Genomic DNA, 22261 nt, shown 5'->3' with positions numbered 1-22261 from the left:
GTTTGCGCCATGCAGACAGAGCCGTTTTACTATTTTCCGCAAATCGAATTAGTGTTTCGCTTTACTAACGTTCAGCGCGCGATACACAATGGCGGCCAGGACCGCTCCGACAAACGGAGCCGTGAGAAACACCCATACCTGCGACAACGGTTGCCCGCCAAGCAGCAGCGCTGGCCCCAAACTTCTTGCCGGATTGACCGACGTTCCCGTTAAGCCTATGCCCAGAATATGCACAAAAGCAAGGGTCAGACCGATGACCAGACCCGCCACGCTGGCATGAATATCCGCCGATGTGACGCCCAGAATCGTGTAGATAAACACGAACGTCAGCACAATCTCGACGATGATCGCCATTCCGACCGAAATGCCGATCCCATACCCCGAACCGAAACCGTTCTGACCGAGTCCCGTCACATTTTTGCCCGTGGAAGCGATGATCGCGTAGAGAAGGCCTGCACCGGCGATAGCACCCGCCGCTTGCGAGATGACGTACCCTACGAAATCCTTCCCGGATAATTTGCGGCAGATCAGCATAGCCAGGGAAACCGCCGGGTTGATGTGGCAGCCTGAAACCGGGCCGATGGCGTAGGCCATCGCAACAATGGATAAACCGAATGCAAAAGCGATGCCCAAATACCCGAGCTGTCCCCCCGCCGTCGCGGCACTGCCGCAGCCGAACAGAACGAGAACGAACGTCCCGATGAATTCGGCGGCATACTTTTTAAAAGATGTGCTCATAACTTCCTCCTGCCTCATATGCGTTTTCCCGATATTGTAAATTATGCGAATAAACAAAAACTGAACACACCGTTATTTTCAAAAATATTGTTAAAGGCAGCATGTCTACTTGGCAGCGGAGAAACTCATGCGTTAGAAGCAACACGGCTACTTGGCAGTACGAAGAAACCCACACGTTAGAGGCAGCACGGCTACTTGGCAGTGCGAAGAAACCCACACGTTAGAGGCAGCACGGCTACTTGGCAGTGCAGAGAAACCCACACGATAGAAGCATCACAGCCACTTGATCGCACGAAAAAACCTGCAAAAATACATCTTTTTGCTCTGTAAAGCGCTTGCAAAGTAAAATTCCTGCAAATGTGCAGGCTTTTCGGTGTCCAGATGAGCCCAGGCCCGTTTGAGCCGAAAATTCCTGCACATTTGCAGGCTTTTCCCAAAAACGGACCACTTTTGCCGAAAAAGCCTGCACTTTCGCAGGTTTTTCGGCTAGCCGAGCCGCTTCACGATCGGCTGCGCCTTTTGAGCAGCCCGGCTCGCTGGGCGCGCGTTGTGTTGCCGGCGCATGGCGCCCTCTCCCCGCAGCCCGGCTCGCTGGGCGAGCGTTGTGTTGCCGGCGCATGGCGCCCTCCCCCCGCAGCCCGGCTCGCTGGGCGCGCGTTGCGATGCTGGCGCATGGCGCTCCTTCCCCCCGCGGCCCGGCTTGCTGGGCGCGCGTTGTGTTGCCGGCGCATGGCGCCTTCCCCCCGCGGCCCGGCTCGCTGGGCGCGCGTTGTGTTGCCGGCTCGTTGTCCGGCGAAGCAGAGCGTGCAACGCAAAAAGCCGGCCAATCGGCCGGCCGGCTTATCACGCTTATTTCAGATCGAGCAGGAACGTTTTGATCTCATACGGCTGAATGTCGAATTCGATAACGGGCTGCTCCCGGAGTTCGCCGATCGGGCGCTCCATCAAATCCGTTTCCTGCCAGGACGCCAGGCGGAAATCGCTGGTCAACCGCACCGTTCCGCGGGTGCCGGTGAATTCATGCAGCCGCACGATGATGCGGTCGCTGTCTTCGGCCTTTTTCACCGCGTCAACGGTGACAAAGGAAGCGTCCGGCTTCAGCAGGCTTCTGCCGGAAAGAGCCGAGCTGCCCTGGATATAGGTCAGCGGATTGTTCAACGCCCACGCCTCTTGCGCCGTTTGGCCGTCGACCCAGTCTCCCTCGTGCGGCAGCAGCGAGTACGTGAACTCGTGGCTGCCCTGATCCGCATGAGGATCGGGATGCGTCGCCGATTTGATCAGCGTCAGGCGCAGAACGTTGTCCTTCACATCGTAGCCGTATTTGCAATCGTTCAGCAAGCTGACCCCATAGCCACGCTCGGACAAATCGGCCCATTGATGGCCGACCGTTTCGAATCGGGCATGATCCCAGCCCGTGTTCCAGTGCGTAGGGCGTTTTACATTGCCGAACTGGATGTCGAACGTCGCTTCCGTCGAGCGGATGGAAACCGGGAACGCCACTTTCAACAGCTGCTGCTTCTCATGCCAATCCGCTTCCGTCGCAAAATCGATCCGCCTGCTGTCGGAATATACGATCAACTTTTGGCTCACAGTGGAATCCATATACGCCCACTTGAATTGCAGAACCGCTCTGTACATCCCGCATTCGATCAATTCCAGAGATTGCAGATTTTGAAACAGGTTTTGTTTTTCCTGATAAAAAATGTCGATATCCCACGCCTCGTAATTAATCGGCTTGTCTTCAAAAACTTGCAGCACATTGCCGAGCTGCCCGGCAGCCAAAACTTCCCTGCGGGCCCCACGGTCAAAAATCCGCGTCAACTGCCCGGCCTCGTTCCATTCCAGCACGTAGTACGGCGTCGTCAAAGAGCGCCCGTCATAGTTAAACAGGGCCGCCCCCGCTTGCTCCGCTCCCTTTTCCGCAGTCCAACTTATCGTCGTGCAGCCAAGAGCCAGGACCTCTTCCACCGCCACTTGCCAAAAGCTTCCGACGCGTTCCGCTTTCAGCGGGCGGCCGTCCGCTCCTCTCCAGCTTCCCGTTTCGCAGCCGTCCAGGGCGGGAATGCTCACAAGCTCCGACCGCGCATAAGAGGCGCTGTTGAACACGGTCCAGCCCATCGCCCCCGGCCCGCCGGCTTGCTCTGCGCGATCCGCGGCCGCCAATTGCCCCGTGGCAGTCAGTTGCCCCGCGCCGGCCAGATGCCCTGCGGCGGCCTGCCATACCTCGCGGCCCAGGCGTTCCGCTTCCGCGTATTCCACGCGGGAATCCTCGTACACTTCCGTGATCGAGGAGCCGGGAATAATGTCGTGGAACTGGTTGCGCAGCAGAATCTCCCAGCCTTGATACAGCTTTTCCTGCGGATAAGCGGCCCAGGATTGCCCCGCGACGCAGTTCAGCGCCTGTATCCACTCGCTTTCGCGGTACAGCAGCTCCAGCTTGCGGTTCATCCGTTTATTGTAAGCCTGGCTGGTATACGTCCCGCGATGGTACTCCAGGTACAGTTCGCCATCCCAAGTATGCACATACCGGTCCGTCGCCTGAACCGTCTCCTGCAGCTTCTCGAAAAACGCATCCGCCCGGCTCGGTACGACGTTAGGAAGACCCGGCATCACTTCCAGCCTGCGGCGCATCTCCAGCATCTCGCGGTTCACGCCGCCGCCCCCATCGCCATAGCCGTAAGCGAGCAGCAAATCCCGGTTGATCTCTTTGTCCTGGTACCTATTCCAAATGCCCTGCACGGAAAAAGGCTCGATCAAGCCGTTATACGTGTGCGACCAACCCTTGTGCGTCGCAGAAGGAGGCGTCGTGATAACATATGTCAGCACCTCGGAGCCGTCGATACCGCGCCATTGGAACGTATCGTGCGGCAGCCGGTTGTACTGGTTCCAGCCGATTTTCGTCGTCATAAACGTATCGATGCCCGATTTCTTCAATATTTGCGGCAAAGCCCAGCTGTAGCCGAACACGTCCGGCAGCCACAAATACGTGCATTCCGCCCCGAATTCCTCGCGAAGAAAACGTGTGCCGTACAAAATCTGCCTAACGAGCGATTCGCCGCTGGTCAGGTTGCAGTCCGCCTCCAGCCACATCGCCCCGCCGGCTTCCCAGCGGCCCTCTTTGACCCGCTCTTTAATCTGCGCATAAAGCTCCGGGTAGTCGTTTTTGATGTAGGCATAAAGCTGGGGCTGCGTCTGCAGAAACACATATTCCGGAAATTTCTCCATCAAGCGGAGTACCGTGGAAAAAGAGCGCGCCGCTTTCTCCCGCGTATGCGTCAGCCGCCACAACCACGCCACGTCGATGTGCGTATGCCCGATGCAGTGCACCGTGACCGCATGCCGCTTCTCCCATTTGGACACCGCTTCGCGCAGTACGTCCCTTGCCTCTTTTATGCTTGCGTAAAAAGCGTCCGACCCCGGCTTCGACCAATCGAGCCGCAAAAAGGCGCGGTCCGCCGTTTGCAGCAGCTCCTGGCGCTGCGGATCGTTCTCGCCGAGCGTCTTGGACGTTTCCAGCACGGCGCGGCCGGTGTAGTACAGATCGTCGGCCGCCTCATCCAGCCAGGCCAGCTCTGCACGGTAAAATTGATGCTCCTGCTCGACAGGCGGTCCCCCGCCTTCCAAACCGGACCACAGGCGGAAGCAAAAGTCCGCTGAAACCCCGGCAGCTTCCCGCGGCAAAAACACTTCAAGATGGTTCGAATCCACGCCCTGGTAAGGACTGCCATTGAGATACAAAAGCGATTCAAACCCGGAGTTGTTGCAGTCTCCCGTTTTACCGAAGTCAAATACGCCGACGACCGTGCGGTCTTTCCAAGCAGCCGGGACGTCCACTTGCTTGCGCAGCCATACGTACAGATCGCGGCCTTTCCAGCGGTCGCCTTTTGCGATCGTTGTCCATTCTCCGGCATCAGGGGGCCGCACGCCGTTCTTTTTCTCCTCATCGACCATGAAAGCCCATTCATTCAAATCGATAGCATCGCGATACCGGTAGGCGCCAAGCTCTTTCAACCGCTGCGTCAACTTCTCCACAGTCCAAAACATGCGTGCACTCCTCCATTATATAACACGTGTTATTATTTATAATGAAACTGCTCTCTCTTAAAAGAGCAGTTCATTTCCAGCTGTGCCGGCACCTGCGTTGTGCCTTTTAATCCCGGTCTTCCCGGCGGTCTATCCGGCCTTCCGATTTGGTGCTCTCGCCTGTGAGCAAGTCGGCTTTCAGCCAATGCTTGGCGGATGCTGCCGGACCCTTCTTGCTTGCCATCAGCTCCAGCAAAACGCGGACAGCCGCTTCGCCCATCCGCACGTAAGGAATGTCCATCGCGCTCAAGGACGGCACAAGGTAACGGTTCAGCCGCAAGGTGTTATCCGCCGCCATGACCTGAATGTCCGCCCCGACCTCAAGCCCCAGGCGACGGGCCGCTCTGTACACCGCAACCGCGCCGAAAGACCAGTTGCACAGCAGGGGAGCCATGTCCGAAGCTCCGGCCTTCATCCGCTCCAAAATCTGTTGCACGCCGGGTTCGTCGTCCCGCTTAAGCTCGTAAATCACCGGCTCCGCTTGCCGCTGACCGCACCAATCGATGTACGCCTGCCTCCGGCTCCGTTCCACCCAATTATGCTCGCTGCCGCTTTGGTTCATCTGCATGTAAGCCGGGTATCGCTTTTGTCCGGCGCTGGCGTACATATGATCAAGCGCGTCCATGATGCTCTGCCTGTAGTCCGTCAAAACGGACACGACCGCATCCGATTCCGCATAGCCTTCCACCGATACGTAAGGGACACGGGATTGCTTCAGCTCTTCCACCCATCGCTCGTCGGCGTAGCTGACCGGGTCCAGCGATACGATTCCGTCGATGCGACGCTGCAAAAATAAATCGATCAGCTTGAAGCGCCCCTCTTCCTGCGTCCCCTGACCGCTGATCAGCAGATGGTAGCCGGATTCTCCGCAAGCCTTCTGCATCCCTTCCAGCACCTGCAGGAACAAAGGATGGCTAATATCGCCGAAAGCCGCAATACTGCCGCTTTTTCCCGTCTTCATGCCCCGCGCCTGGGCATCCACATGATAGTTCAGCTCGCGGATGGCGGCCAGCACCGCTTCCCGCGTTTCCTGGCTGACGCCGATGCCCTGCGTCCCGTTCAGCACCGCGGATACGACGCTGCGGGATACGCCGGCCAGACGGGCGACATCGTGGCTGGTTACTCTTTTATTACCCAACTGCTTCCACCTCTGCTTTTAATATAACACGTGTTATATACCGTGTAAAACTAAAAATCGGTACAATGAAAAAGAAACCCAAGCGCTTTGAAAAGCCCGGGTTTCCTGCGATGCAAAAAGACTGTCAATCGGTAACGGAGTCGCTTACTCCGGGCTGCAGAGCGGGCTGATTGCGCCGGCGGGCCCTTGCTTCGTAGACGAAGTAAACGACGATAAGAATCGCATAAAACACACTGGATATGCGATACATAACCGCATAGCCCGTTAAGCCGGCGATGAACCCCAGCAGCGCGGCGCCGCCGGCAATGCCGATGTCGAACAAGTTAAAAAAGGTTGCCGTGGCCGAGCCGCGGCTTTGAGGGTCTACCCGGTTTATGACCCATGCTTGCAGCGCCGGGAACAGCGCCCCGAAGCCCAAGCCATAAAAAACAGCGGCAGTCAGCATCGTGACTGTGGAAGATGCATAAGACAAAATCAGCGTAGCTACGAACGTCAAGAAGACGCTCGGAATGATAACCCAGGCAGGCCCTTTTGTGTCAAATACTCTTCCTGATACAAAACGAACCAAAATCTCGAATATCGACATAACCAGAAAAAAGTAGCCGATATTCCCGATCCCCACTTGCTTTCCATAAAGGGTAATGAAGCTCAAAATCCCTCCAAAACCGAGGCCCACCATCATCGCAAGCAGCGAGGGGAACAGCGCCTTCTTTTCCACCAGCTGCGAAGCGAAGCTGACTTTCTCCTGCTCGGCGTCCGAATGCTCCGGGGCATGAACCGGTTTACGGGAAATTTTGACGATCAAGTTGCACAGGCACGCAAGCGCCAATATGACGGTGGACACCAGAATGAGCTTTTGAAAGCCCATCTGTTCCATGAGGACAACGCCGAGAAACGGCCCGATCGAGATCGCTACGGTGTTGGCCAGGCCGAAGTAGCCCATTCCCTCCCCCATCCGCGAAGGCGGAACCATATCGGAAGCAACGGTGCCGTACAATGTTGTGGCGATTCCAAACCCGAATCCGTGCAGCAGACGAATGACGAGAACCCACAGTACGGTCGCGGCAAAATAATAAAATCCGGTCGCCGCCAAGCACAGCGCGCCGCCGATAATAAGCAGTATCTTTTTCCCCACTTTGCCTATGGCATGACCCGAAAAAGGGCGGATCAAAATCGCGCTGATCGTAAAGCATCCCATGACCGTGCCGATTTCCGTCGTATTCCCGCCAATACCCGCCAAATAAACGGGCAGCGCAGGCATAAGCATTTCAAACGACAGAAACAGAAACAAGCACGAAAGCCCCAATAAAATAAAATCTTTTGTCCATAATTTTTCCTTTATGCTCATATGCCAGGTCCCCTCACGCCATTCCAAAAAATGTCCCAGGAAGCTTGCAGCCGCTCTTCAAACCGCGCCCCCTCATAGATCAATTCTACCAGCATGCCTTCCACCAAATTCATGAAAGCCTCCGTAGCTTGTCGGGCGTCTACCCGGAGCCCCGCTTCTGCGGAACGGTTGAACACCTCGTAGACATACCGCCTTTTTTTCTCCACATACTCGCTGATCATGCTGCCGATAGTCTCTTTCAAATTCGCGGGAAAAATAAACCCGGCATACATGATAAGCCTTAATGTATAACTTTCGTCATAGCGCTTCTTGTATTGCTTAATGAGCTCAAGCAGCACGGGCTCCGGCCCGGACTCGGCATAGCTCCGAAACAACTGATCCAAAAATTCGATTTCTTTGTCCACCGAGCTTTTAAAAACTTGCACAAACAATTGTTCTTTGCTTTTGCAGTAGCCGTACACGGATTGCTTCTTAATGCCGACTTCCCGGGCGATCGTTTCCAGCGTCGCTCCTTCGTAGCCGCGCAAAGCAAACTGCTTCAAGGCGATTTCATGCAGATGTTGCAGAGTCATTGAATTATCCTCCAGCTTAAACCTGACGAACGTTCGTCAGATAAAATCATAACTTGGCTTTTCATTTTTGGCAATAAATTTTAGGCGGGATGACCGCGTATGGGGAGCGGCATTTTTTAGCTTGACACGATCTTTCTCTGTAACTATAATGATTACAGCGAGAGGTCGTTGCGTGAACCATGCTTTTGAAGCGATGATTTTTGAAGATCATGGGTGTGTTCTGTCAAAAGCGTGCAAAGCCTATTTTTTTTCACCATGTTGTAACTAAAGAGATTACATCATTCCTTTCGCTCATAAACCAAATGGAGGTTGTTCATTATGAAAATCGGAATTATCGGAGCAAGCGGCAAAGCCGGATCCCAAATACTTAAAGAAGCAGTGAGCCGAGGCCATGAGGTAACGGCATTTGTCCGCGATGCGGCGAAAATAAACGAGCCGAACGTATCCGTTGTTGAAAAAAGCGTTTTTGATATCACCGCGCAAGATGCCGGAGCTTTCGATGTCATCGTGAACGCGTTTGGCGCGGCACCGGGTCAAGAGCACCTGCACGTCGAAGCCGGAAGATCGCTTATCGCCGCGCTTCAGGGAGCTCCCGAGACCCGCATCATCGTAGTGGGCGGCGCGGGAAGCCTGTTCGTCGACGAGGCTAAGACCGTTCGCTTGGTCGATACGCCGGAATTCCCGGAAATCTATAAACCAACTGCATCCAACCAAGCCCAAAACCTTGAGGATCTGAAAAATGCCTCCGGCATTAAGTGGACATTCGTAAGTCCAGCGGCTTTCTTCAACCCGGAGGGCAAACGCACAGGTTCCTATACAACGGGCAAAGATAACCTGATTGTCAATTCCAAAGGAGAAAGTCACGTAAGCTACGCCGACTTCGCCATAGCGATCGTGGATGAAATCGAAAATCCGAAACATATCAATTCCCGTTTCACCCTTGTATCAGAGTCCGAATAAGAGTTAAAAATCAACATGCGGTCAAGCAAGTTCTTGCGCAAGTGTCCGGCATCTTCCGGCGCTTGCGTATTTTTTTGTTCAAATGGCGAACCCGTGTCAAAAAATAAATTTTAAAGGAATTTTGTGTCGAAAAAAGGAATTTTGTATTATACATCGAACAAGTAATAGGGACAGAATTTACGGATACCGTAAATCAGACAATTTTACCCATCAAGGAGGAAATGTAAGTGGAGTGGTATTTGAAAGTAATCAAAAATTATGCTGGGTTTCAAGGGAGGGCTAGACGTCAAGAGTACTGGATGTATGTACTTTTCGGCACTATTTTTTCCATCGTGCTTTCCCTTATAGACTCGTTCATCGGAATCAAGGTGCTAGAGTGGATTTATTCTTTAGCCGTGTTAATTCCGTCTTTAGCGGTTGGAGCTCGGAGACTGCACGATACCGGAAGAAGCGGATGGTTGCTTTTGCTGGCCCTGATTCCTGTGGTTGGCGCCATCATTTTGATTGTATTCTTTTGCCAAGACAGCAAAGAAGACAACCAATACGGACCAAATCCGAAATTTTAATTGTTCGAATCCTGCACCGGAACCTCTCTCGTTTTTTCGAGAGAGGTTTTTTATGCTTGTTCGGTTCGTTCCGTCCTATCTCCACCTTACAATATTTTGAATATTTGTTGTTTTACCGTATAATGGATTTAATCGAAAGGAGAGGTTTTATGCTCAAAAAAATGAACATTTTCTCCATCATCAGTCTATTTTTTGCTGTTACCGTTATCGTCTTCGCATCTTTCTCTTTCACGAACATCGAAAATTATCGCTACACGTCATATTTGCAATTATTTTTGGGACTCATGCTATTATTTTCAGGCCTCTCGGAATTCAAACGAAGCAACAAAATAATTGCCATCCTCAATCTTGGGGTCTCATTATTTATATTTTTCGTCTTCTTTGTCAAGCTATTTACCGGCAATTAGTATACGAAGGGATGCCCGTTTGCCGGGTGTCCTTTTGTTTATGCAGGGCACCTGCGAACCGTAGTAAAATAAAAGAAGGAGGTAAAATGAGAACAATAAATTACTTGGACACCAAACTTTCAAGCCGATATGAGGAACTCGATCCTAACCAAGATGGAAACAAGAATACTTTATTCGCTGACATCATTATAGATGGTAAATCATTATATAAAAGACTTCGTAAATATGATATGGTCCCTGTCCTAGGCTGGGGTACTAATGAAAACCAAAGGTTAATGATTGATTACTTTCTGCTTAGGCAGCCACACGCATATTTGTACTACAGATATCCAATATTGGTTTGTCCATGGTGTGGAGATGAAGAATGTGGATTTATTTCAGTCAAAATTTACAAAGAAGATGATATTGTTATCTGGAAGGATTTTATATTAGAGCGTGACAATAAAAAAATTGACATAGGCCCTTTCTATTTTAATTGGGATAACTATTCAAAAGTAATTAACAATACCTACGGTATTGCGGGATTTCAATAATAAAAATGAGCAAGGGGCACGCTTGTGCCCCTCCAGACTGTCGCGAAACCTCGGCGGTTATTTTTATTTCTCATCGGGAATGTAGAAGCGGTCACTCCCAGCCTGGATTTTCTTGGGGTTCTCGACACCCGCGTCACCATGTTTGTAATGCCCAGACTCTTCAGCAAGTCACTGGTAATCACCGTAATTTCCCTGTTTACCGGATCCCAATGGACAATAGCGTCCGATGACTCCCCGATAAAACGCAGCGGCACCATGGTGCTGCCGTTCATAATTTGTGCGCTTTGGCTCAACTCGACTTTTTTGCCGTTAACAGTCGCCTCCAGGTCGCCAATGTGAAGAGAGAGTGTTAGACCTGACTTCGACCCGGTCACAAACCTGTTGGCTTCATCCCATTTCACTTCCATACCCATCGCTTCGAAAAGCGGCCGAAACTGGACAAGGGTTGTACCGTTTATGATCTGCGGTTCAATTTGGAACGAGATTTGTTTCGTATCGACGAATACTTTCAAGGGCTTCTGGTCGGCTGCTGATGCTGTTATACCGGGTAACATTCCCAATAGACAGACGATAAGCAATGTCGTGACAAACATAGATCGGTACCATGGCATGTGTAAAGCCTCCTTGAATCTTGTTTTTAACACACATAAGGTTATCTAACTTTCCTAAGTTTTCCAAGGGGCTAAAGTAGCTTTTTCTGCTTACTTACATGACCCAAAACGATTCCTGCGATCAGAAAAAAACACGAACTGCACCGTGATCAAAAATCTTGCTTGTCATTAACATTAGAACTATAATTGGAATAACTTTCAAAATGAGGTGAATTGGATGACAATCCGTTTCGTTCGAGGTATTTAGTTTTCGGGCTGGGAAAAAACGCGTACCAGCCATCAAGGGGGGGGACTCTGCCCTTTTGATTACAGTGAAACTAAACTTTGAACGGTGTCGGCTGTCATCCTTGGATAAAGCCAAGGGATACCAAGAGTTGTCTGAATAACAGGACTGATGAACTGCCATCGGCTCCTATTCAGCAATTCTAAATCCTCTGGCTTTTATTATCTCATTGGAAGGATTGAAAATTAATGAACGAGCTGGAATATAAAAATTTTTACGACCGCGTTGGACAATTAAACGGATGGGACTTTAGTAAAGTTAGCAGCATATCTGAAGGCGCAAAATGGGTTTTTTTTCACGAAGTTTCCCGAAGGTGCAAGAAATCAGACATATTGTTGGATATAGGTACTGGCGGCGGGGAAGCTTTGTTATCAATTGCTGAGGCTGCTTTACTGCTAGTGGGAATTGACAGTTCAGTTGGAATGATTGAGTCCGCAGGTGTTAACTTGAACAGCTCAAGGACATCAAATGTGCGTATTTTGCAAATGGATGCTGAGAAAATCAATTTCCCAGAGAGCTTTTTTAATGTTGTATCTTCTCGTCACGCACCATTTTATGCGGAAGAAGTAGCCAAAGTCTTAGCACATGACGGCATATTCCTTACGCAGCAAGTTAGCGAAGAGGATAAAATTAACATGAAACAGGCTTTTGGCCGAGGGCAGTCATTTGGTATTCAGGATGGAACGTTACAGAATAAATATATTACAGAATTAAGCGAAGCAGGATTTAAGAATATTCAAACATTTGAGTACGACTCAACGGAGTATTACCGATCTTACGAAGATTTAATATTCTTGTTGAAACACACTCCAATAATTCCGAACTTTGGACAATTCGAAAATGACTTTGTTGTATTAGAAAAATTTATTGAACAAAACCAAACAGAAAAGGGCTTAATGACCAATTCTAAACGTTTTTTGATAATTGCAAGAAAATGAAGAATGAGGTGGTAAGTTGAGAAAATCTTCTTTATTTATGTGGATTGTGCTTATATTCTTTTCAAATTTCTTAAATGCTTTTCAAGTACAGGCGCAAACGATGTCTAATGAATCCTTATCCAATGGTATGCCTGGGATTATAAGCCTTTTAGATACAACTAAGTTGTATTCCGAACCGGACGATAAATTAGAGCCCGTGGCCTCTCTGAGCCCCCAGAATGTAAAAGTAGTTCGGACTCAATCTGAAGAAGACAGTACCTTTACACAACCAGATGGTTATGCATGGATTCAGATTCACACTACATGGCTTGGAGATATGTGGATTAGAATCGAAAACTACAAACTTGGTGTAATTAAGCCGTTTAATGCCGACATCCATTTGGCTGCAGATACGCCCCTGTACGATCTGCCATACCACGATGCAGCAAATGGGGCTGTTTTATCGCCACAAACCGTACATGCCAAAGCTGAGTTTTTATCGCCGTCAGGATTTTACGCACTTCAAATCGAAACCGCTTGGAAAGGAGATCAGTGGTTGATTAACCCTGAAATAAATAACAGTGAAATCGATAAGTCCCTTTTCCCAAGTGCTATAAGCCCGGATTACGGTGAGTTAATGACCATAAGTGATATTCACGTTGTTAAATTGGGGGAGCGTACCTTTGTTCAAGGCCATTTTGCCTTGCAAGATGAAGCTTGGAATGTAGGCCGAATTAATCCTGGACCGCTTGAGCGGTATGTGTGGGGGAAGCTCAGCTTTTGGAATGCAGCGGGCGATATAATCGCTAAAATCCCATATGCGCTATTTAACGAAGCAGGAGCAGGAAAAGGTGTAACATCAACGTTATTAATTCCTGTTCATTATGATGTAACCTCAACTCAGATCATAACTCTACAAGAAACATTTCCGTTTTACTTTGGTCTTCCAGCACCTCCTCTACTGAACCTGACTGATTCGAAAGAAAGGGTCCAGCTAGGCATTCAACGCCAACGCAATACAGAGAACTACACGGTTGCAACAGCATGGATCAGTGGAAAAGTGCCCGGATCGAATGATTATAAACTTACGTTGATCTTCTATAATAATGCTAATCAAGTACTTGGAACGGCACACGTGCATAAAACGCTAAAAGGGCCGCTTTCAACCGCTGAAGCAGGGAAGGAAGGTGGAGGTGCTCCTGATCTCATCAACATAGTAGGCGCCGGCAACTGGACAAATTACCATCACATAGAAATTAGAGTAGATCAAGTGTCTAAGGATGATTAAAATGACAAAAATATTTGAAGAAACTTTACATTCCGCTTGTTACAATCAAAATAAAGAATTGGTTCAAAAACTTTTGATTAACGTTAAGCCTACTATACTCAATAAAAAACTAACTGACTATTCAAATCCAATCCAAGGGACTCCGTTACAAATTTGCTGCAAAAACGGAAATCTGGATATCGTAAAACTTTTAGTTGAAGCAGGAGCAGACAAGGAAATTAAAGATGTTGGGAGACAATCGCCTTTATCAATTGCTATTACTAACAACCACTACCATATCACCAAATATTTAATTGAAGTTGGAGCAGACGTCCATTCTAAAGGTCCTAACAATCTTCAACCGATTCATTTTGCATGTGCTCACGGAAGCAGAGAGATCATTGAACTGCTATTATCCAAGGGTGCAGATATAAATCAGGTAGACGGTCTAAAAAGCTCTCTGCTTGATTTTACAACGAATCTTGATGGGGGGAATTTAGAAGCGGCTAAAACGCTGGTGGAAAATGGAATAGATAAAAAGTATTTCTCAGCAGCGTTTAAGTGGGCTTGTTGGAGAAATAATCTCAAAATTGCTGAATACCTATTAGCAAATGGAGCGGATTATAGAAGTGAGACAACCCCTAAATCAGAGCTGCTGTTTTGGATTTGCGGTTTAGGATATACGGAGATAGTCAAACTATTATTAGAACTGGGCGTTGACTTTAAAACACACGTGAAATTTAAAGGTAAAATATCGTCTTATAATGGAAGCCCTTTGGACAGAGCTATTGAAATCAATCAAATCGAAATCGTAAATCTGATTAATTCTAATTAGAAATTGAATGAAAAGGACGGTGTCGAATGACAATGGAAAAGAAGGCGACCTTTAACGAAGTGGCGGAGCTGTATGATCAAGCGCGCAACCGGTATCCCGGGGAACTTTTCGACGAGCTGTTTCGTTTAACCGGATGCTCCTCCGCATCCCATGTGCTGGAGATCGGGGCCGGAACCGGCATTGCGACGCTTCCGCTAGCCGAACGCGGCTGCCGCATTACGGCTATCGAGCTGGGTGCCGATATGGCGCGGGTAGCCCGCAACAAGCTGGCCCCGTTCGATAGGGTCGATATTCAGACAACCGCTTTCGAAGAGTGGGAGCCTCCGGCCGGGGCGCAGTACGACCTGGTCCTGGCGGCCACGGCGTTCCATTGGATCGATCCGGCCGTCCGCTTTAACAAAACGTACTCCTTGCTGCGCCCCGGAGGGCATTTGGCTATTATCCGTTATAACCACGTCGCGGGGGGCGATCAGGATTTCTTCGAGCGGGTGCAGGATTGTTATGAGCGCTATAAGCCGCGGGCTACGGACAAATTCCGTCTCCCCGACATAGCGGAGTGGCAGCCCGATACGGCGGACCTGGAAGCATCGGGATTGTTCGAAAAGCCGGTGATCCGCAGTTACGTTACCGAGGAGACTTACAACCGGGAGCCATACATCGAGCTGCTGTCCACTTATTCGGATCACCGGACCATGTCCGAACACGACCGGGAGCAGTTGTTTCAATGCATCCGCCTTTTAATCGACGGCGAATTTGGCGGACAAGTCCGCAAACGGTACTTGAATGAGCTCATACTGGCGCGCAGGCGCTAACCAAAAGGGGCGGGCCGAGGCAAAAATGTTTCGTTTGCCGCCAAAGACGGTGCAGCCCGTTCGTTGAGCGGTTGACGGCCGCAAGCCTGTAAAGACCGTAAAGCCTGCATAGACCGCAAAAGTCAGGTTGTTGAGAAACCTACATGGGTGAGACGCATCTCTATGAACGCTTAGAAAGACTACGAAAATCAGACTGTTGATAAAGTGACCGGGTAAAGGAAGCGTAAGGGTTGTGGGCCAAGCCTCCCCAACACGGGTTACTACGATGAAATGGGGAGACAAGGCGGCTTGGAAGGGGGAAAACCTGCGAAAGTGCAGGTTTTTTCTATGAAATCGGCTCATTTTGGCGAAAAGCCTGCGATTTTGCAGGAATTTGCGTTGGAAATGAGCCAGGGCCCATGTTTGCGGCGAAAAGCCTGCACATTTGCAGGAATTTGTCGTGGGCAGCGTATTCATCGAGTAAAAGCTGCACTTTTGCAGGCTTTCTTCGCGCTGCGAGGCAGATTGTGCTGTCGGTCCGGCTTGCAGCCGTGGAAAGTTTCTCTTCCCCAGTTTCATCCGCCTGTTTCCGGCATGTTCATTGCCTGTTTCGCTTTGCGCGAACCGCGATACCCTCATTGCACTTTATGTCCAAACAACCAAAAAGCCCTCAGAACCTTCCGGGAGCTTTTTGGTTCACTTTTCTCACTATCCAGCAATACTTATCGTACCATCCCCCCCCCTCGCAACGTCTCTGGGAGAAACTACTTCAATCGGCACCCCCAAGTCAGGGTGACTCGGGGGGCAGCCTGCTTACTTATGGAGCAGCAGCTTCGCATTCCGCAAAAGCTCGTCTGCCGCCGCCGCTTTGATATGTTTGCCTTTCTGCGCCTTCACCTCGTTGATAAACGGCTCCACTTTGCCTTTTTCCAGCTTTTTCAGCAGGCTGTTCGCGGTCCCGCGGTTGTTGATCGAACCGTCTTTTGCGTATTGATTGACAAGCTTTTGCAGGTAAGCGACCGTTACCGGTTCCGCGATCAGCTGCACGGTGCCGAAGCCGGAGGTATCGCGGTACGAGTTGCCGGAAGGGTCGGACCAGATAGCGACGCTGTCCCGTTTGCCGCTGCCGGTTTGATCGTTGTTCACCTGCAGGTCGAAGCCAAGCAGCGTCCCGATCTTAGGTGTGACCGCCGAGAGCGGGATGGCCGCCTCCACGATATAGCCGTGGTCGGTCAGCTTCGTCGCCGATTTGAAACGCGCTTTGTCTCCGTTTTCCGAAAACGACGCCTCATTGTCAAAATTCACTCTGTACTGGGCATCGTCCGTTTCGTAGTAGGAGCTTTGATGCTTGTTCTGATCGATAAAAAGCTCCACCGAGTCCTGCTCGTAAGCGTTGCTGCTCTTTTTGCTTAGCAGGCTGTCGGTAACATCCGCGAGTACGTACAGGTAGTTTTCGTCCCAAGCCGTCTTAAAGACAGCCGTCGAGCCTGAGGTGCCCTGCACCCATACATCCGTTCCGGCGGCTTGCGCACGGCTCCAAAGCTCGTCAACGGTGCCATCGATCACCGGCGTGCCATAAATGGCATCCATCATTTTCGCGGGGTTGCCCAGGACTACATCTCCGAACTTGGACGGATCGGTGTTCTGGTGATTCGTGAAATCGTTCCACACCGCGGAGGAAACGACAGTTCCCCCGCCCTGGTCATCGTTCACGCGGAAATCGATGCCCAGCTTGCCGCCTGCAGCCAGCGCAGCACCGGCTTGGCTGAGCGGGATCACCGCTTGCACGGCGTAACCGTCAGCGGTCTGCGTAACGATGCGCTGAATGCCCGCCGCCGACCCGGAACCGTTGCAGCCGATCGTATAGTGCAGATCGTCGGGCATATACGAGCTCGATTTATCGTAATTCGGATCGATAAAAATTTCTACGCTGTCATTGCTGCCGCGCGTACTGTCCTTCACTTCCAGCAAAACGTACAAATGGGAGGCATCCCACATCGTTCTCGCTTCCGCCGTCGCTCCGTTCTGGCCGCTTACCCGCGTTTCGACCTTCGTAGGCTTCAGGGCTTTCCACATTTTATCCGGGGTGGCGCCGATTACCGGCGTTCCTTGGGCTGCCTGCATGACGTTCCGGTAAACCGGGAGCTTCGAAGGATCGACAATTCCCCAAAATGCCGGCTTCGCCTGCAGCTGCCTGTCAAACAGCAGAGGAGCGTCCTTGCGCCCTTTGACCGGGAAATTATCCAGCCACGTTCCGTCGTCGGCCATTCCCCAGATCGTGACCGAATCCAGATATCCCTTTTGCGCTTCCTGTTTGTACATTTCGAACAGCTCGCGGTACCGCCGGGCCTGCTCCAGCAAAATGGCGTCCGTTACCGGCTTCTCGCTCTCGGTTGAATTCGCATAGATCGACATGTCGAGCTCGGTCGACTGAACCTTCACTCCGAGAGCCCCGATCTTCTCGATGGCGCTGCGCATCTGCTCGATGCTGGGGGCGGCGTTCGAAATGTGCATTTGGAAGCCGACCGCATGCACCGGAATGCCTTTGGCAAGCATTCTCTTCACTAGTGCAACCATGCCGTCCAGCTTGGCATTCGAGCTTTCCAGATTGTAATCGTTGATGACAAGCTTGGCATCCGGATCGGCTTCATGCGCGTATTTGAAAGCGAGCTCGATATAATCGCTGTCGTAACCGTCGCCGTCCACATCGCCGATAATGCTTTTCCACTTGGAGCCGTTATCCGTCCCGCGCAGGCTTCCGTCCTCAGACAATACTTCGTTGGCTACGTCCCAGTACTGGATTTTTCCTTTATAACGGCCTACCACCGTCTTGATGTGCGTTTCCAGTCTGGCAAGCAGCTGCGCTCTCGTCGCCGGCTTGCTCGGATCGGCCGGGTCCGTGAAAAACCAAGCGGGAATCTGGCTGTGCCATACAAGCGTGTGTCCTCTCACAAGCATGCCGTTCGCTTGGGCAAACTGCACCAGCTTATCGGCGTTCGTCCAGACGAATTGCCCTTCGACCGGCTGGATGGCGTCCGGCTTCATAAAATTGCCCGCCGTCAAGCTTTTGAAATGTTTCTTGATCAGTTCGGAATGAATGTCCGAAGCGTTCAACACATCGGCGGGATCGATGGCGGTTCCGATCGGAAAATACGGATCAAGCACCGAATGCAGATCCGGGATATCCCGCTGGATATCGATGGAAGCAGCTTCGGTTACGGTCACATCGTCGATGTAAAAAGCAATCAGATCATTTGGCGTCGTTTGATCGTCCGGCTTCCAGGGGGTCTCCGCATACAGCTTGATATCCGTCAGTGTCGGGTCATCGGGAATCGTTATGTCCCCCTCAATTCGCTTCCATTCCCCTTTGTTCAAAACAACCGTTGCAAAGGTTTCGTATTTGCGGCTGGCCGCATCATGATTGAACTCTTTTTCGGTCGATGCGGATATGCCCTGCGAAGCCGGCCCGTCCTTATACATCGCCCATATCGATACATGATACGTTTTGCCCGGCTTTACGGCGCTGAACAAGCTGGCGGACGGCCCGTTAAACGTTGCGGTTCTGCCCGATGTCAGCAGGCTGTAGCTGCCGCCGTGCTTCTCACTATTGACAACGGTCAGCGCTTCGCCGGCCCGCGGGCTCCATGTTCCCTTCGTGCCATCCTCGAAATCCGCGGCAAAAACGACATTTCCGCTTCCCGACGCGCTCACGGGCACGATTGCAATATCATCGAGATAAAAGCCGATGAGATCGTCCGCCGTCGGCGCTGTTTTCCACGCCGTTTCAACGTACGCGGAAATCCGGTTCATATCGGTGTCGACCGGGACGGTGTAATCGGCCTCCAGCTTCGTCCAGACCCCTTTGGACGCTTTGGCCTGCGCCGCATTGTCATATTGGGCGTTTTTCCCGGAGCTTGACGTAAAGCCTCTTTCAAAAGAAAGCGAAAACGTCTGCTCCGCAGGCCCGCTATTAAACATGACCCAGGCAGACACGTGCATCTTCTGGCCTGAGCCCAGGCTGCCCGTCAGGTCGTGGCTCGCCCCGTGCCATGTCGCCTGGCGATTGTCGACTCGAAGGCTGGAAGCGCCTCCGTGTTTTTCGGCGGAATCCAGGGTCAGGGAAATGCTTCCCCTAGGGGTCCAGCCCTGCGTCGTTCCATCCTCGAAGTCGGAGCTCAGCAGCGAATCCGGCGCACCGGCGGCGACCGCCACCTTGCCTTGCGGCATTACGCCCGACAGCAGCAATACAAACGAAAGGATGATTCCGGTCAAAGCCTGCAGCACTCTTTTCACGTAATTTAACAACTCCTTTAAATGTAGTGAGATAAATCTTTTCCACAAATGACCGGCCGGGGCGGGTTCAGCAGCAGGTTGATCCGCCGATTGGAATGCTGGCCTGCAAGTTAATTCATCTGACCCGACCTAGGCGAAAAAGGTGATCAGCCCGGCGCACTCCGACGTGTGGAGATTGGCAGGCTGGCGGGCGGCTGCCCAAAAAACTTGCCGCCAAGCCACGGCATGGGGGCTAGCGCGCGAAAAACCTGCAATTGTGCTCCCTCCAATTCCCCCTCCCCGTCACTTACTCGACTTGTTGCAGGTTTTCTGCGCGTTATCTGCCTGCTGGCTGCGCGAAAAAACCTGCAATAATACATCTTTTTGCTCGTCGGCACGCCGGCCAAGGATAAATTCCTGCAATTGTGCAGGCTTTTTGCCATGCACATGGGCCCAGGTTCATTTTTACCGAAAATTCCTGCACTTTCGCAGGCTTTTCGCCAAAATGAACCAATTGTACGGAGAAAACCTGCACTTTTGCAGGTTTTCTCTCTGCCAGCCCGCATCGCGCCTCCCCCCGCTATGCAGCACTGCTGTCCGCGCGGGAGAGGCGCGCGTCGGGAAAGATCGCGGCTGTGCCGCGTGGCGCCTTTGCGCAGTTGCGCTGCCGTCCGCTCTGGAGCAGCCGCGTCACCGTGGCGCCTTTGCGCAGCTGCGCTGCCGTACGCCCTGGCGCGGCCGCGTCGCCGACGGCCGCGCCAGCTTCGCGCCTTTGGGCGGCTTCGGCGCACGCCAAACACACGGGATACCCTCCCGGTTATCCCGGAATGCTCCCCCGACGGGCACCTCTCCAACGTGCGGCGCCGCAAGAAAAGCCCCGGTCGCAAAGGCCGGGGCTGCTTCCGGTAGCTGCACTTTCACGGAGCCACGCCTTCACAGGTTCACGCTTTCGCGAATTCACGCCTCCGCGGGCTCACACTTTGACGGGCTCACCCCTTCACGAAGCCACGCTCCCACATATTCCCCCCTTCACGGAGTCACACTTTCACACGTTCACTCCTTCACGCTGCCTACATGCAAGCCGACTACGAAGTATTTTTGCAGGAACGGGTACACGAACAAGATCGGAGCGGCGGCTACAATCGTGATTGCGGCCCGGATCGATACCGGCGTCACCATGCCGCTTGCCGTATCTTTGGTCATTCCGGCTCCGTTGACCAGGTTCGGATCGCTGTTCGAATTCAGCGTCGATGCGAGCAGCTTCATCAGCTCATATTGAAGCGTGCTCAGATTCTGCTGCGAGGACGCGTACAAAAACGTATCGAACCATGTGTTCCACGAACCTACGGCCACGAACAGGGCGACGGTGGCGAGCACCGGCTTGCAGAGCGGGAAAATGATTTGCATGAAAATCCGGAAGTCGCCCGCTCCGTCCATTTTCGCCGATTCCACTAGACTGTCCGGCAAAGTGCCCATGTAGGTGCGAATGACAATCAGGTTAAACGTGCTGATCATGGACGGCAAAATGTACACCCAGAAGCTGTTCAGCAAGCCAAGACCTTTGATCAGAAAGTAGCCCGGAATCAGCCCTGCGTTGAAATACATCGTCAGCACAAAGACCAGCGTGATCGGCTTGCGCCAAATGTACTCCTTACGGCTGAGCGCATAGGCCAGCATGGTCGTCAGAAAAATGTTGAGCGCGGTAGACAGAATCGTTCTGGACACCGAGATGAGAAATGCGTGATAAACGGTGCCGCTGATGAAAATGGCTTTGTAATTTTGCAGCGTCCATACGCGGGGCCATAAATAAATGCCGCCTCTGATCGAATCCATCCCGTCATTGAGCGATACGGCGATCGTGTTTAAAAACGGATACACCGTAATGGTGACGAGCAAAATCATGAATATGGCGTTGGCCGTATTAAACAAAACGGGCTCAATGCTGCCCGGCCTTCCTGGTCTCGCCATGACGGCCCCTCCTTAAGCTTTATAAAAGCCGCTCTTCTCCCAAACGCTTGGCGATCCAGTTGGCCATCAGCAGCAGAGTGACGCTGACAACCGTTTTGAACATGCCCCCGGCGGTCGCCATCGAATAGTTAAACTGGGAGATGCCGTATTTCAGCACAAAAATGTCGATCGTTTCCGACCAGTCCGCAACCAGGCCGTTGCCAAGCAGATATTGGATTTCGAAGCCTGCGTCCAAAATATGGCCGATAGACATGATCAGCAAAATGACGAATGTCGCTTTAATGCCGGGTAGCGTGATGTACAGCATCTTCTGGTAGCGGTTGGCACCGTCCATATCGGCCGCTTCGTAGAGCGACGGGTCGATCGAAGCGATGGCCGCCAGGTAGATGATCGTGTTCCATCCTACTTCCTTCCACACGTTGGAAGCGCCGACTATGCCCCAGAAATATTTGCCCTCGCTCAGCCACAAAACCGGCTCATCGACGATATGCAGCTTGAGCAGCACGGTATTGACGATGCCGTCGTTAATCGACAGCGAAGTCGCTACGATGCCTGCGGCAATGACCCACGACAAAAAGTGCGGCAAATATGAAATCGTCTGCACCACCCGCTTCATCAACATGTTCTTGATTTCATTGAGCAGCAGCGCCAGAACAATCGCGCTGAAGAAACCGAGAACCAGATTGATCAGGCTCATCCCGATCGTATTGCGCATGACCCGCAGGAACGTATCGTCCGTAAACAGGAATTTGAAATGTTTCAATCCGACCCATTCCTGATTGAAGATGCTTTTGGCCGGCTTGTAATTTTGAAAAGCCATCAGCCAGCCCCAGACCGGAACATACGCAAAGATGATGACATAGATCAGGAGCGGCACCGACATAAAAATAAGCTGCTTTTGACTTTTGATCGTTGTCCAGTCGAACATGCCTTTTCCGGCTTTCCGGGCAGCAGATTCTCTCTCTGCGGCCC

At 51.7% G+C, this 22261-nt stretch carries 18 protein-coding genes; 8 read left to right on the top strand and 10 right to left on the bottom strand.

Going from position 1 to position 22261, the window contains the following annotated elements; all coding sequences use genetic code 11:
* Positions 1 to 48: 48 nt before the first annotated feature.
* From AC6RNO_RS22855 to AC6RNO_RS22830, 6 genes are all read right to left on the bottom strand, one after another.
* Positions 49 to 738 carry an MIP/aquaporin family protein gene (locus AC6RNO_RS22855; protein WP_474682902.1) on the bottom strand — a complete coding sequence of 230 codons (690 nt, stop codon included), beginning with the start codon at positions 736 to 738 and terminating at the stop codon, positions 49 to 51.
* Between the two features lie 235 nt (positions 739 to 973).
* Positions 974 to 1357, bottom strand: coding sequence for a hypothetical protein (locus AC6RNO_RS22850; RefSeq protein WP_497106870.1), 384 nt, complete (start codon positions 1355 to 1357; stop codon positions 974 to 976).
* A 230-nt stretch (positions 1358 to 1587) separates the two neighbouring features.
* Positions 1588 to 4782, bottom strand: a complete 3195-nt coding sequence (locus AC6RNO_RS22845; RefSeq protein WP_497106869.1) for a glycoside hydrolase family 38 N-terminal domain-containing protein — start codon at positions 4780 to 4782, stop codon at positions 1588 to 1590.
* Between the two features lie 106 nt (positions 4783 to 4888).
* Positions 4889 to 5959 carry a substrate-binding domain-containing protein gene (locus AC6RNO_RS22840; protein ID WP_497106868.1) on the bottom strand — a complete coding sequence of 357 codons (1071 nt, stop codon included), beginning with the start codon at positions 5957 to 5959 and terminating at the stop codon, positions 4889 to 4891.
* A 124-nt stretch (positions 5960 to 6083) separates the two neighbouring features.
* Positions 6084 to 7307 carry an MFS transporter gene (locus AC6RNO_RS22835; RefSeq protein WP_497106867.1) on the bottom strand — a complete coding sequence of 408 codons (1224 nt, stop codon included), beginning with the start codon at positions 7305 to 7307 and terminating at the stop codon, positions 6084 to 6086.
* The gene (locus AC6RNO_RS22830; protein ID WP_474682898.1) at positions 7304 to 7879 is read right to left on the bottom strand and encodes a TetR/AcrR family transcriptional regulator; all 576 of its coding nucleotides are present in this window, start codon (positions 7877 to 7879) and stop codon (positions 7304 to 7306) included. Before AC6RNO_RS22830 ends, AC6RNO_RS22835 begins: the two co-directional genes overlap by 4 nt.
* A gap of 318 nt (positions 7880 to 8197) precedes the next feature.
* On the opposite strand from AC6RNO_RS22830, the gene AC6RNO_RS22825 reads away from it, so the two are divergent.
* The 4 genes from AC6RNO_RS22825 (at position 8198) to AC6RNO_RS22810 (ending at position 10345) form a co-directional block, all read left to right on the top strand.
* Positions 8198 to 8839: an NAD(P)-dependent oxidoreductase gene (locus AC6RNO_RS22825; RefSeq protein ID WP_474682897.1), complete on the top strand. Its 642-nt coding sequence runs from the start codon at positions 8198 to 8200 to the stop codon at positions 8837 to 8839.
* 227 nt (positions 8840 to 9066) lie between these two features.
* Positions 9067 to 9405, top strand: coding sequence for a DUF805 domain-containing protein (locus AC6RNO_RS22820; protein ID WP_488435697.1), 339 nt, complete (start codon positions 9067 to 9069; stop codon positions 9403 to 9405).
* Positions 9294 to 9812, top strand: coding sequence for a DUF3953 domain-containing protein (locus AC6RNO_RS22815; RefSeq protein WP_497106866.1), 519 nt, complete (start codon positions 9294 to 9296; stop codon positions 9810 to 9812). Before AC6RNO_RS22820 ends, AC6RNO_RS22815 begins: the two co-directional genes overlap by 112 nt.
* Before the next feature lie 86 nt (positions 9813 to 9898).
* A complete protein-coding gene (locus AC6RNO_RS22810) occupies positions 9899 to 10345 on the top strand; it encodes an oxidoreductase (protein WP_497106865.1) in 447 nt (148 codons plus the stop codon).
* On the opposite strand, the gene AC6RNO_RS22805 is transcribed toward AC6RNO_RS22810, so the two are convergent.
* Positions 10339 to 10956, bottom strand: a complete 618-nt coding sequence (locus AC6RNO_RS22805) for a stalk domain-containing protein (RefSeq protein WP_497106864.1) — start codon at positions 10954 to 10956, stop codon at positions 10339 to 10341. The two genes, AC6RNO_RS22810 and AC6RNO_RS22805, sit on opposite strands and share 7 nt — an antisense overlap.
* Before the next feature lie 471 nt (positions 10957 to 11427).
* On the opposite strand from AC6RNO_RS22805, the gene AC6RNO_RS22800 reads away from it, so the two are divergent.
* From AC6RNO_RS22800 to AC6RNO_RS22785, 4 genes are read left to right on the top strand one after another with little or no spacing between them, the layout of a single operon-like run.
* Positions 11428 to 12177: a class I SAM-dependent methyltransferase gene (locus AC6RNO_RS22800; RefSeq protein ID WP_488435700.1), complete on the top strand. Its 750-nt coding sequence runs from the start codon at positions 11428 to 11430 to the stop codon at positions 12175 to 12177.
* Positions 12178 to 12193: 16 nt separating this feature from the next.
* A complete protein-coding gene (locus AC6RNO_RS22795; protein WP_497106863.1) occupies positions 12194 to 13444 on the top strand; it encodes a hypothetical protein in 1251 nt (416 codons plus the stop codon).
* Between the two features lies 1 nt (position 13445).
* The gene (locus AC6RNO_RS22790; protein ID WP_497106862.1) at positions 13446 to 14258 is read left to right on the top strand and encodes an ankyrin repeat domain-containing protein; all 813 of its coding nucleotides are present in this window, start codon (positions 13446 to 13448) and stop codon (positions 14256 to 14258) included.
* A gap of 26 nt (positions 14259 to 14284) precedes the next feature.
* A complete protein-coding gene (locus tag AC6RNO_RS22785) occupies positions 14285 to 15070 on the top strand; it encodes a class I SAM-dependent methyltransferase (RefSeq protein ID WP_488435702.1) in 786 nt (261 codons plus the stop codon).
* Positions 15071 to 15862: 792 nt separating this feature from the next.
* On the opposite strand, the gene AC6RNO_RS22780 is transcribed toward AC6RNO_RS22785, so the two are convergent.
* From AC6RNO_RS22780 to AC6RNO_RS22770, 3 genes are all read right to left on the bottom strand, one after another.
* Positions 15863 to 19342, bottom strand: coding sequence for an endo-1,4-beta-xylanase (locus tag AC6RNO_RS22780; protein ID WP_497106861.1), 3480 nt, complete (start codon positions 19340 to 19342; stop codon positions 15863 to 15865).
* A 1032-nt stretch (positions 19343 to 20374) separates the two neighbouring features.
* Positions 20375 to 21289 carry an ABC transporter permease subunit gene (locus tag AC6RNO_RS22775; RefSeq protein WP_497106860.1) on the bottom strand — a complete coding sequence of 305 codons (915 nt, stop codon included), beginning with the start codon at positions 21287 to 21289 and terminating at the stop codon, positions 20375 to 20377.
* 19 nt (positions 21290 to 21308) lie between these two features.
* A complete protein-coding gene (locus AC6RNO_RS22770) occupies positions 21309 to 22217 on the bottom strand; it encodes an ABC transporter permease subunit (RefSeq protein WP_497106895.1) in 909 nt (302 codons plus the stop codon).
* Between the last annotated feature and the right edge of the window lie 44 nt (positions 22218 to 22261).

Source organism: Paenibacillus sp. sgz302190 (genome assembly GCF_059820445.1).
This window is presented reverse-complemented; position numbering and strand designations above follow the sequence as displayed.